Origin of the sequence: Rhodobium orientis, from assembly GCF_003258835.1 — a bacterium.
Lineage (GTDB): Bacteria > Pseudomonadota > Alphaproteobacteria > Rhizobiales > Rhodobiaceae > Rhodobium > Rhodobium orientis.
The window spans coordinates 95,359-107,267 of the sequence record NZ_NPEV01000012.1 but is presented as its reverse complement, the minus strand read 5'-3'; the positions used below and the strand labels follow the sequence as shown (position 1 = coordinate 107,267).

General features: G+C 67.0%; 10 protein-coding genes. 4 read left to right on the top strand and 6 right to left on the bottom strand.

Going from position 1 to position 11,909, the window contains the following annotated elements; all coding sequences use genetic code 11:
- Positions 1-112 precede the first annotated feature (112 nt).
- Positions 113-706, bottom strand: a complete 594-nt coding sequence (locus CH339_RS08270; protein ID WP_111433867.1) for a hypothetical protein — start codon at positions 704-706, stop codon at positions 113-115.
- A 264-nt stretch (positions 707-970) separates the two neighbouring features.
- Here CH339_RS08270 and ispH point away from each other — a divergent pair, with 264 nt between their 5' ends.
- The 3 genes from ispH to CH339_RS08255 all read left to right on the top strand — a co-directional run bounded on the left by ispH (position 971) and on the right by CH339_RS08255 (position 3,532).
- A complete protein-coding gene (ispH, locus tag CH339_RS08265) occupies positions 971-1,942 on the top strand; it encodes a 4-hydroxy-3-methylbut-2-enyl diphosphate reductase (RefSeq protein ID WP_111433866.1) in 972 nt (323 codons plus the stop codon).
- 167 nt (positions 1,943-2,109) lie between these two features.
- The gene (gene rnhA / locus CH339_RS08260; protein WP_111433865.1) at positions 2,110-2,613 is read left to right on the top strand and encodes a ribonuclease HI; all 504 of its coding nucleotides are present in this window, start codon (positions 2,110-2,112) and stop codon (positions 2,611-2,613) included.
- Positions 2,603-3,532 (top strand): diacylglycerol/lipid kinase family protein, encoded by a 930-nt coding sequence (locus CH339_RS08255; protein WP_201240973.1) that lies wholly within the window; start codon positions 2,603-2,605, stop codon positions 3,530-3,532. Before rnhA ends, CH339_RS08255 begins: the two co-directional genes overlap by 11 nt.
- Positions 3,533-3,803: 271 nt before the next feature.
- On the opposite strand, the gene CH339_RS08250 is transcribed toward CH339_RS08255, so the two are convergent.
- The 5 genes from CH339_RS08250 to CH339_RS08230 form a co-directional block, all read right to left on the bottom strand.
- Positions 3,804-6,689: an EAL domain-containing protein gene (locus tag CH339_RS08250; RefSeq protein WP_244669083.1), complete on the bottom strand. Its 2,886-nt coding sequence runs from the start codon at positions 6,687-6,689 to the stop codon at positions 3,804-3,806.
- A gap of 83 nt (positions 6,690-6,772) precedes the next feature.
- Positions 6,773-7,390 (bottom strand): GNAT family N-acetyltransferase, encoded by a 618-nt coding sequence (locus CH339_RS08245; RefSeq protein WP_420825915.1) that lies wholly within the window; start codon positions 7,388-7,390, stop codon positions 6,773-6,775.
- 16 nt (positions 7,391-7,406) lie between these two features.
- Positions 7,407-8,693, bottom strand: coding sequence for a M16 family metallopeptidase (locus CH339_RS08240; protein ID WP_111433862.1), 1,287 nt, complete (start codon positions 8,691-8,693; stop codon positions 7,407-7,409).
- Between the two features lie 3 nt (positions 8,694-8,696).
- On the bottom strand, positions 8,697-10,103 hold the full coding sequence (gene thrC / locus CH339_RS08235; protein WP_111433861.1) for a threonine synthase: 1,407 nt from the start codon (positions 10,101-10,103) through the stop codon (positions 8,697-8,699).
- A 154-nt stretch (positions 10,104-10,257) separates the two neighbouring features.
- Complete coding sequence (locus CH339_RS08230) at positions 10,258-10,860, bottom strand: YqgE/AlgH family protein (RefSeq protein ID WP_244669082.1); 603 nt, start codon at positions 10,858-10,860, stop codon at positions 10,258-10,260.
- A gap of 197 nt (positions 10,861-11,057) precedes the next feature.
- Between CH339_RS08230 and CH339_RS08225 the strand changes: the two genes are divergently transcribed.
- Complete coding sequence (locus tag CH339_RS08225; protein ID WP_170138444.1) at positions 11,058-11,909, top strand: protein-disulfide reductase DsbD domain-containing protein; 852 nt, start codon at positions 11,058-11,060, stop codon at positions 11,907-11,909.

Below are 11,909 nucleotides of genomic sequence, written 5' to 3'. Positions count from 1 at the left end.
CCGGCCGACTCGCGACGCTCATCAGCCGCGCGTATTCTTGTGGCGCAGTGTCGCGGAGTCAATGGCTTCGAATCGCCGGGCCGAAAGCCGCCGCACCATTTGCCGCCACTGGCTATTTCTTGCTGCTGTCGAAGCCGACATAGACCCGGAAGCGCTCCGTGGTGTCGATGACGACCTCTTCGTCGATGAAGGCCCAGGGCACCGAGCCCTGCCCCTCGGGGATCTGGACGACGACGTCATGCAGCTTGGTGTAGAAGACCTTCTGCTCCGTCTGCTCCAGCTTCGGGATCAGGGCGACGACCCGCAGCGGCAGGTGGACGGTGCCGGCGCCGCCCTTCGGACCGGTGATGACGCGGCCGGAGACACCGACCCGCATCCTGAGCACGCCCGTGGAGCGGTTGCATTCGCGGGCCGTATCCGTCAGCGTGCCCTGGTAGCGGATCTCGGCCTTCTTGTCGCCGCGGCCGCCCGTGGTCACCAGAAAGGTCTGGGTGCCGGCGCGGATCGTCACCTTCGGGCAGAAGCCCTGCGGCGTGGTGATTTCCTTGTCGACTTCCTGTGCCGGTTCGCCCGAGCCGCGGATCAGCTTGCCGTAGAAGGTGTCGGCCGGAGCGACCCCCTCATCGGACGAACAGCCGGCGACCAGCGCCAGACCGAGGGCGCAGGCGGCAACGGCAACTCCCCTGAACGCAAAGGCGCGTTTCATGGTCAAACTCCACTACCCGTTTTTCCAGGACGCCGGCGACGGCGACCCGCCGGCCCCGCCGGCAATAATTCAAGCCGTCTCTATAGCAAGGACGAAAGCGCTTGGCGACGGGGGAGCGATTAAGATGCAATCGGGTCGATTCCGAGGCACTCGTCGACAGGGAGTTTTCCGCCCTGTCCGGAGACCGCGCCGCCGCGCCCCTTGACACCGGCGCCCCCCGCCCCTCAATACCTCAGTGATCCCTCATCCGGAGGCGGCAGGACGATGACAGCACAGGCACCGAAACAGCCCCTCACCCTGAAGCTCTGCGCGCCGCGCGGCTTCTGCGCCGGCGTCTCGCGGGCAATCCAGATCGTCGAACAGGCGCTGGAGCGCTATGGCGCGCCGGTCTATGTGCGCCACGAGATCGTCCACAACAAATACGTGGTCGACAGCCTGAAACAAAAGGGCGCGATCTTCGTCGACGAGCTCGACGAGATCCCCGAGACCGATGCGCCGGTGATCTTTTCCGCCCATGGCGTGCCGAAAAAAGTGCCGGCGGCGGCCGCCTCGCGGGGCCTGTTCTTCCTCGATGCCACCTGCCCGCTGGTCTCCAAGGTGCACAAGGAGACCATCCTGCACCACCGGCGCGGCAAGGAGGTGGTGCTGATCGGGCATCGCGGCCATCCGGAAGTGGTCGGTACCATGGGCCAGGTGCCGGACGGCTCCGTGCATCTGGTGGAGACCGTTGAGGACGCCCGGACGTTTCAGCCGAAATCGCCCGAGGCGCTCGCCTTCACCACCCAGACGACGCTCTCCGTCGACGACACGGCCGAGATCATCGCCGTTTTGACGGAGCGCTTCCCCGACATTACTGCCCCGCACCGGGAAGACATCTGCTACGCGACGACCAACCGCCAGGCCGCCGTCAAGGCGGTGGCGCCGACGGTCGATGCGATGGTGGTGGTCGGCGCGCCGAATTCCTCCAACACCCAGCGCCTGCGCGAGGTCGCGGAGCGCCTCGGCTGCAAGCGCTCGGTGCTCGTCCAGCGCGCCGACGACATCGATGCGGCGAGCTTTGCGGACTTTGCAACGATCGGCATCTCAGCCGGTGCCTCGGCGCCGGAGGTTCTGGTGGAGGAAATCATCGACGCTTTCGCCAGGCATTTCGACGTCACCGTCGAGACCGTGGTGACGGCCGAGGAATCGATGGTCTTCGGGCTGCCGCGGGAACTGCGCGAAGGCGTCGAGGCCTGACGACGGACGACACTCGGGTTCGCGAACACGAAAAAAGGAAAGCCGGTCGGCCCATCGACCGCAAGGGGACACTTCTTTGGACAACGCCTCGACACGGGTTCCGGCATCCGGTTCCGCCGGTCTTTCCCATGCGCCCTTTGGCGTGCGCGCCGCAGCGAGTGAACTCCATGGGCGGTGAGCAACCAGAGGACAAGACGTCCGGCGTCGTGATCTACACCGACGGAGCGTGCTCGGGAAATCCGGGGCCCGGCGGTTGGGGCGCCCTGTTGAGCTGGAACGGACGCGAGCGGGAATTGAACGGCGGGGCGGCGGAGACCACCAACAACCGGATGGAGCTGATGGCCGCGATCGAGGCGCTCGACGCGCTCACAAGGCCGTGCCATGTCGACCTCTATACGGACTCAGAATATGTCCGCAACGGCATCATGTCCTGGCTGCACAACTGGAAAAAGAACGGCTGGCGGACCGCCTCCAAGAAGCCGGTGAAGAACGCCGATCTCTGGCAGCGGCTCGACGAGGCGCGCCGGCGCCACGACGTCACCTGGCACTGGGTCAAGGGCCACGCCGGCACGGAAGGCAACGAGCGGGCCGACGAACTCGCCCGGGCCGGCATCGCCGCGCTCGGCCTTGGCAAGACTGATGCGGATGCGGAGGACGACGATGCAGCGTAGCGCCGCGCTGCGGGCAGACTGGGCCGACGGGCCGCTGGCGCCGCCGCGGCGGCGGATCCTGTTGATGGCCAATCCGACGGCCGGCGGGTTCCGGGCCAAGGTGCTGGAGGCGGTTGCCGCCGGCCTTGAGGCGGCCGGCGCGGAGGTCGAGGTGCGGCTGACCAAGCGCGCCGGCGAGATCCGCGAGGTCTGCGCCGACGTGACGCTTGCCGCCGATACCGTCGTCATCGGCGGCGGCGACGGCTCCCTCAACGAGGCGCTGCGCGGGCTGCAGACCTGCCCGGTGCGCCCGAAGCTGGCGATCATCCCCTTTGGCACGGCGAACGTGCTCGCCCACGAACTCGGCCTTCCCTTCAAGGCCGACAGGATCATCGCCATGATCGCGGCTGGGCGCAGCAAGCCGCTCTATTACGGCCTCGCCAATGGCGTTCCCTTCGTCCTGATGGCCTCCATAGGGTTCGACGCGGACGTCGTCCACCACGTGCCGCTCGACCTGAAACGCCAGCTCGGCAAGCTCGCCTATGTGTGGTCGGCGCTGAAGCGCTCCTTCAAGCGGCGACCGGGACCGCTGACGGTCACCGTCGGCACGGAGACGCCGCGCACCTGCCGGCTCGCGGTGCTGACCAACTCGGAGCGCTATGGCGGCACGTTCCGGCTCTGCCCGGCGGCGCACGCGACCCAGCCGGGGCTGCACCTGGTCATGCTGACCTCCGACAGCCCGCTGGCGCTGATGCGCTTCGGCCTGGCGCTCGTCATGAACCGCATCGCCCATGCGCACGGCGTCATCACGGTGCCGGTCGAGACCGTGACGGTGACCTCCGAAGAACCCGTCGCCTGCCAGATCGACGGCGACCCGTTCGGGGCGACGCCGGTGACGGTGACGGCCGCGCACGATCCGGCGCGGATTATTGTGCCTTGAGTCTTGATTTGGACGGGCATTGACCGAACCGCATCGGCGATCCGACAGGCACTGCGCTCAGCAGCCTCCACGCGCCTTGGACCGAAGGTCGTCAATGCCCTTGTTGGAGTGCGTTCTCAGACTCCGCAAGCTGGATTGCTTCGCTGCGCTCGCAATGACGGCAGAGATTCCTGAGGTTTTTCAACGTCATTGCGAGGAGGCCGACAGGACGACGCGGCAATCCATGCAGCGTTTCGATGCGGGATAACGTCGGCGGGCGCGGCGCGAAAACTCAATGATTCCGTATCGCGCCCTGGGCTTCGAGCAGCTTGCGGGCGTCTGCCGCGGTCATCGGCTGGCCGTAGAGAAACCCTTGCACGTATTCGCAGCCGAGCTGCAGGAGTTCCAGGGCATCGGACTCGGTCTCCGCGCCTTCGGCGACGACCTGCATGCCGAGGTCGTGGGCGAGGCCGACGATGGACCTCAGGATCACCGGCCGTGAGCTGCGGCCGTTGGCGCGCACGAAGGACTGGTCGACCTTGATGGTATCGAACGGGAAGCGCTGCAGGTAGCTGAGCGAGGAATAGCCGGTGCCGAAATCGTCCAGCGACAGGCCGGCACCGAGTTCGCGCAGGCGCTCCAGCACCTTTGAGGCGAATTCCGGGTTCTCCATCACCAGCGATTCCGTCACTTCCAGCTTCAGGGTGCCGCGGACAACGTCGGAGCGGGCGATCACCGCCTTGACGTCGTTGACGAGGTCGTGGCGCAGCAATTGCCGGCTGGAAACGTTGACGCTGGCGAAGATCGGGAACGAGGTGGTGACCTGGTTCTGCCAGGCGGCGAGCTGGCGGGCGGCGCGTTCCAGGACGAACATGCCGAGTTCGTTGATGAGGCCGGTGCGCTCCGCCAGCGGGATGAACTCGCCGGCATTGAGCCGGCCGCGGCGCGGATGCTCCCAGCGCACCAGCGCCTCAAAGCCGGCAATGGTCTTGTCGTCGAGGCGCACGATCGGCTGGTAGAGGACCTTGATCTCCTCGCGCTCCAGCGCCCGGCGCAGTTCCGCCTCCATCTCCACGAGGTCGGTGCGGTGCTGGCGCAGCGCCGGGCGGAACGCCTCGATGCGGTCGCCGCCGCGGCCCTTGGCGGCGTACATGGCGATCTCGGCGTCCTTGACCATCTCCTCGTTGTCGAGCTGCTTGGCATCGAAGGTGGCGATGCCGATGGAGACGGTGAGGAATATCTCACGGTCGCCGAAGGTGATCGGCGCGCGCACGGTGCGGCGGATGGAGTCGGCAAAGGCCGCCACCTTGTCCGGCTCCTGCTCCGACATCAGGATGATGGCGAATTCGTCGCCGCCGACCCGTGCCAGCGTGTCCTCCGGCTTCAGGAGGCGGCCGAGGCGGCGGGCCATGGTCAACAGGATGGAGTCGCCGACGGACAGGCCCAGATTGTCGTTGACCTGCTTGAAGCGGTCGATGTCGAGCAGGAACACCGCCGGCTTGCGGCCGTCCTCATTGGTGGCGCGGGTGAGCGTGCGGTCGAGGCGGTCGAGATAGAGCTCGCGGTTCGGCAGGCCCGTGAGGTTGTCGTGGACCGCGTCGTGCAGCAGCCGCTCCTCGGTGGTCTTGACGTCGGTGACGTCGAGCATGGTGCCGACGCAGCGGATGACCTCGCCGTCGGAGCCGAGGATCGGCCGGGCGCGCAGGTGGAACCAGCGGAAATGGCCGTCCTGGCCGCGCAGGCGGAAGAACTGGGACATGCGGCCGCGGCGCTGGTCGACGACGGCGTCGAGCGTTGCCCGGAAGCCGTCGCGGTCCTGGGGGTGGAGGACGTCGAGCCAGTCTCTGGCCGGGCCGTCGAGGGCGCCGCGCTTCAGGCCGAGCAGTTCGTCGGCCTCCGCGCTGGTGAAGATGCGGTCGCGCGGAACGTCCCAGTCCCAGATGATGTCGCCGGCGCCGGTGATGGCAAGCGCCCGTCGTTCCGCATCGCTGAAGAGGCCTTCGGCGACGGCGCCGCCGGCAAAGGCGTGCTGCATGACCGTGAAGCCGAGCAAGAGCACGAAGAGCACGAGGCCGCCGGCGAGCGCCGGCTGGACGAAGTCGTTGGCAAGGTTGCCGGTCACCGTCAGCGCCGATCCGAACAGCCAGACCAGAAGCAAGAACCAGGTCGGGATCAGCATGATCGCCCGGTCGTAGTGCTGGTAGGCGAGCCAGAGGACGAGCGCGAAGCCGAAGATGCCGAGCAGGCCGAGCATGATGCGGGCGATGCCGGCGGCAAGCGACGGATTGGCGACGGCAACGCCGAGCAGCGCACCTAGCAGAAGCAGGAACACCAGCGCCACATGGCTGTAGCGGATGTGCCATCGGTTGAGGTTCAGATAGGCGTAGAGGAAGATCACCAGCGAGGCGGCGAACACCACCTCGGCGCCGGCGCGGTAGATCTGGTCGTTGCCGGGCTCCAGCCTGAGGAGCCGGTTGAGGAAGCCGAAATCGATACAGAGATAGCCGAGCACGGCCCAGGCGAGCGTTGCCGTCGCCGGGAACATGATGGTGCCCTTGACGACGAAGAGGATCGTCAGGAACAGCGCCAGAAGGCCGGAAATACCCAGCACGATGCCCTTGAACAGCGTGTAGGAGTTGATCGAATCCTTGTAGGCGTTCGGCTCCCACAGATAGAGCTGCGGCAGGGTCGGCGTGCTCAGTTCGGCAACGAAGGTGATCACCGCCCCCGGATCGAGGGTGATGAAGAAGACGTCGGCTTCCTGGCTCGGCTGGCGTTCCGGGGCAAAGCCCTGGCTCGGCGTGATCGAGGCGATGCGCGAGGCGCCGAGGTCGGGCTTGATGAGGCCGGAGCCGACGAGCCGGAAATGGGGCGCCACCAGCAGCCGGTCGATCTGCTCGTCGCCCGGATTGGTGAGCGCGAACACCGCCCAGTCGGAGTTCTCGCCGGAGCGCGAGGTCACCTCGATGCGCCGGACGATGCCGTCGGGGCCGGGCGCGGTTGAGACCTGCAGGCGGTCGCCGACATTGGTGTGGAGTTCGATGGAGCGGGTCAGGTCCAGCGCATCGACGTCGAGCGGCACGACGATCGCTTCCACGGCCAGTGCCCCCCGCTGCGCGGCAAGCGCAAGGAAGAGCACGAGAAGCCAGAACCGAAGGATCAAGCCGATGGAACGCAAGTAGCGGTCTCCGGAGCGGACGCCAGAACAGTGGCGAAGGAGTATCGATTGCGTGCCTGCTTCACAAGGATTCTTTGTCGTTTTCAAGACGCCCCGGCGGCGCCGTCTCCCGTCAGGCCGAGATGATCCTCCAGCACGCGCGCAAACAGGAGGTGGTCCTGCCAGCGCCCGTTGATGCACAGGTAGTTGCGGGCATGGCCCTCGCGGACGAAGCCGGTTTTTTCCAGGAGCTTGATCGAAGCGATGTTGTGGGAGAGGCAGGCCGCCTCGATGCGGTGCAGCTTCAGGGTCTCGAAGACGAACGGCAGGACCGCGCGCACCCCGTTGGTCATGTGGCCTCGGTCGGCGTGGGGGGCGCCCATCCAGTAGCCAAGCGTGCAGGCCTGGGCGACGCCGCGGCGCACATGGGTGAGCGTCAGGCCGCCGAGGAGCGTGTTGTCGCCGGAGCGAAAGAGGAAGAACGGGTAGCCGAGGTCGTCGCGGATCTCGCGCTGGTAGCGCTTGAGGCGGCGCCGGAAGGCCTGGCGGGTCAGATCGTCGCTCGGCCAGATCGGCTCCCAGGGCGCAAGGAACGACCGGCTCTCGGCCCGAAGCTCGGACCATTCGCGGAAATCGTTCATCGTCGGCGTCCTGAGGAAGACGCCATCGCCCTTGATGGTCGGACCGGTGTCGAGCGATCCAACGGAGTGCAGGAACGCCACCATGGCCCCCCTCGTATCAGGCGCCGACTGCCAGCGACGTCGGGCCGGCAAAACGGCTGGCGATATCATCGATACCCGGAATGCCGGCATCCGGACCGACGGTGGCCAGCGTCGGCCGCGAACCGGAAAAGACGGTGGCCGCGATGCGGCGGATGTCGGCGGCCGAAACGGTCTCGATCCGCTCCACGATCTCCTCGGTGGTCAGCGGACGGCCGAAGATCAGCATCTGGCGGGCGAGCTGGTTGGCCCGGGCCGCCGGGCTTTCCATCGCCATCAACAGCGAGGCGCGCATCTGGGCGCGGGCGCGCGCGAGTTCCTCCTCCGCGGCGTCGTCGACGACGCGCTCCAGCTCATCGAGCATGACGGGCATCAGTTGGGCGATGTCGTCCTCGCCGGTGGCGGCGTGGATACCGAACAGCCCCGTGTCACTGAACGCCCAGTGGAAGGCATAGATCGAATAGCAGAGGCCACGGTGCTCGCGCACTTCCTGGAACAGGCGCGAGGACATGCCGCCGCCGAGCAGGCCGGCGAGAAGCTGGGCGCCGAAATAGTCCGGCGAGATCACGGACATGCCCTCGAAGCCAAGGACGATCTGGGTCTCCATCAGCTTGCGGCGCTCGCGCATCTCGCCGCCGACATAGCGGCCGGGCTCCATCGCCGGGGCGTCCTTGGTGGACAGCGCCGTGAAGCGCTCCTCGGCGAGCCGCACCAGCTTGTCGTGGTCGAGGGAGCCGGCGGCGGCCAGCACCGTGGCGGGCGCCCGGTAGTGGGTCGACAGGTAGTTGCGTAAATCGCCGGGGCCGAAGCCGCGGACCGTGTCCTTGGTGCCGAGGATCGGACGGCCCATCGGCTGGTTCGGCCAGGCCGCCTCCTGGAACAGGTCGAAGACGTAGTCGTCCGGCGTGTCGTTGGCGGCGCCAATCTCCTGCAGGATGACGTGCTGCTCGCGGCGCAGCTCCTCCGGGTCGAAGGCCGGTGCAACCAGGATGTCGGAGAGGATGTCGAGGGCGAGATCCAGGTCGGGCTCCAGGATGCGGGCATAGAACGAGGTGTTCTCGACCGAGGTGGAGGCGTTCAGTTCGCCGCCGACGGCCTCGATCTCCTCGGCGATCTGGCGCGCGGACCGGCGCTTCGTGCCCTTGAACGCCATGTGCTCCAGGAGATGGGAGATGCCGTTCAGTTCGGCCGTCTCGGAGCGTGAGCCGGCGCCGACCCAGACGCCGAGGGCGGCGCTTTCGAGCTGGCGCATGTTGTGGGAAATAACCGTGAGGCCGCTGTCCAGCGGCGTAATGCGTACACTCATACCTTATGCCTCCGCCGCCACCGCTGTCGCGCGGGCGAGGACGAAGTCCTTGATTGTGTCGAGATCATTGGGAAGCGGCGTGAAGCGCTCTTGGCGCTCCATCAGGTCGGACAGCCGCTCCGGCAGGGCCGGGCGCTCGCCGCAAGCCGCTTCCACGGCATCGGGGAATTTCGCCGGATGGGCGGTGGCGAGCGTCACGGTGATGCCGTCGTCAGGGCCGAGCCTTTCGGCAACGCTGACGCCGACAGCGGAGTGGGGATCGAGCAGATAGCCGGTCTCGGCGCGGATACGCCGGATGGTGGCCGCGGTCTCGTCCTCGTCGGTGCGCCCGGCGGCGAAATGGCGGGTGATGGCCTCAAGCGCGTCCGGCTCGATGGTGAAGGCGCCGGACTGGGAAAGGCCCGCCATCATGCGCGAGATCGCGGCGGCGTCGCGGCCATGGGCCTCGAACAAGAGCCGCTCGAAATTCGACGAAACCTGGATGTCCATGGAGGGCGAAGCGGTCGGGACGACGCCGCACACCTCGTAGCGCCCGGTTTCCAGTGCCCGGTAGAGGATGTCGTTGATGTTGGTGGCAACGATCAGCTTGTCCACCGGCAGGCCCATCCGCACCGCGGCATAGCCGGCGAGGATGTCGCCGAAATTGCCGGTCGGCACGGAAAAGGCGACCTTGCGGGCCGGCGCGCCGAGGGCCACGGCGGCGGTGAAGTAGTAGACGATCTGGGCGACGATGCGGGCCCAGTTGATCGAGTTGACGCCGGAAAGGCCGACCCTGTCGCGGAAGGCGGCGTCGTTGAACATCGCCTTCAGGTACGCCTGGCAGTCGTCGAAATTGCCCTTGACCGCGATCGCGTGGACGTTGGCGTCGGCGACCGTCGTCATCTGGCGCTGCTGCACCGGCGAGACCCGGCCCTCCGGAAAGAGGATGAAGATGTCGACATTGTCCCGGCCGCGGAACGCCTCGATGGCAGCGCCGCCGGTATCGCCCGAGGTGGCGCCGACGATGGTCGCCTTGCGGCCGCGCTCGGCCAGCACATGGTCCATCAGCCGCGCCAGCAACTGCATGGCGACGTCCTTGAAGGCCAGCGTCGGCCCGTGGAACAGCTCAAGGACGAACTGGCGGGGGGACAACTGGACGAGCGGCGCGACCGCAGTGTGGTCGAAGGTGGCGTAGGCCTCGTCGATCATCGCCTTCAAATCGGCATCGGCGATGTCGCCGTCGACGAAGGGGTGGATCACCCGGTAGGCGACCTCGGCATAGGGCTTGCCGGTGAGGCCGGCGATTTCCGCCTCGTCGATGCGCGGCCACGTCTCGGGCAGGTAGAGGCCGCCGTCGCGGGCGAGACCCGCCAGCAGGACGTCGTTGAAGCCGAGTGCGGGCGCTTCCCCGCGTGTGCTTAGATAGCGCAATAAAGGGCGCTCCTTGTGGATCCGTCGATGGCGAGAAGTTTCGTGGCCAACGAAACAAAACTAACGCCCAGGGGGCGCCCCGGCAAGGCGACGGCGTTGCGGGATGCAACGGCTGCGCCGGCCGGCCGGCGCGGTCGCCGTTGCGAAAAGAAGATCAGGCGTGGCCCGACTCGGCCGACAGCATCGCCGGTTCGATGCCGATGTTGCGCAGGGCGTGGGCGTATTTGGCATCGAGGTCGGCGCCGAACAGAAGGTCGGGATCGGCCGGGCCGTGCAGCCATCCATTGGCCTGGATCTCCGCCTCGAGCTGGCCCGGCGCCCAGCCGGAATAGCCGAGTGCCAGGATCGCCTTTTGCGGCCCCTCGCCATCGGCGATCGCCTTGAGGATATCGAGGGTGGCGGTCAGGCAGACGTCGTCGTTGATCGGCAGGGTCGAATTGGCGAGGTAGAAATCGGCGGAATGGAGCACGAAGCCCCTGCCCGTCTCGACCGGCCCGCCGCGGTGGACGACCATGTTGGGTCCGTCGACCGCGATGTGCGCGGCCTCGGTCTCGTCGATGATCTCGAGCTGGACCAGAAGCTCCTCGAAGCTCACCTGGTCGGCGACCTGGTTCAGCACGATGCCCATGGCCCCGTCCTCGGAGTGGGCGCAGACATAGATCACGCTGCGGGCAAAGCGCTGGTCCTCCATGCCGGGCATGGCGATCAGAACCTTGCCGTCCAGATATCCCTTGTCCGACTGAGCAGACTGTCCCATGAGTTGCGGTGGCGCTCCCGTCCGGCCGTGATAGGTCATTCGCCCCTAACCTAGTGCAGATCATTTCCATATTGAAGCCGTCGGACGCGAACCGCTGGTTCCGGTGTTGTCGGACGGACTTGCGGGGCCTGCCAGATCACGCACATATGATGAATTGCGACACGACAGGTCCTTGTTCCGGCGATATGACGGATTCCATGAAAAACACGATCCTGGCCATGAAAAGACTGACGTTTTCGTTTGCGCTGCTTGGCGCGTTCCTCGCCTCGGCCGCAGCCGCCCATGCCGCGGCCTCGTCCTGGGCCGAGGCCCATGGCGGGCGCCTGCGCGTCATCGTGCCGGGCGGCCAGGCCGGCGCAGACGGCAGCTTGCGGGCCGGAATCGAGATCGAATTGAAGCCGGGCTGGAAAACCTACTGGCGCCAGCCGGGCGATGCCGGCATCCCGCCACAGTTCGACGTCGCCGATTCGGTGAACCTTGCCGACTTCAAGGTCGATTTCCCGGTGCCCAAGCGCTTCGACGAGGCGGGCTCGACGATGATCGGCTACAAGAACACCGTGGTCTTTCCGGTGACGGTGACGCCGAAGGACCCGTCGCAGCCCACCCTCCTCGACCTTGAGGTCGACTACGGGCTCTGCGAGGCGATCTGCGTGCCCGCGCGCGCGGAGATCCGCATGGACCTTTCCAAGGCGGACGACACCGACATGGCGGCATCCCTGCTCGTTGCCCGCTACGATGCCAAGGTGCCGCGGCAAAAGCCGGCGGATGCGGAGAACGGGCTCCGGGTGGCGAGCGTCGAGCGCGACGACAGGGCGATCCTCGTCTCGGCCGAACTGGTCGATCCCGATGCGCCGTTCGACCTTTTCGTGGAAGGCCCGGCCGACTGGTTCCTGCCGGCGGCAAAGCCGACGGGCCGCGACGGGGCGACAGCGCGCTGGCGCGTGCCGCTGGAATGGCTGCCGAAAACGGCGAAGCTTCCCGGCGCCGAACTGCGGCTCACCCTCGTCAACGGCAACCAGGCGGCCGAGCAGATCTGGACCCTCAAATAG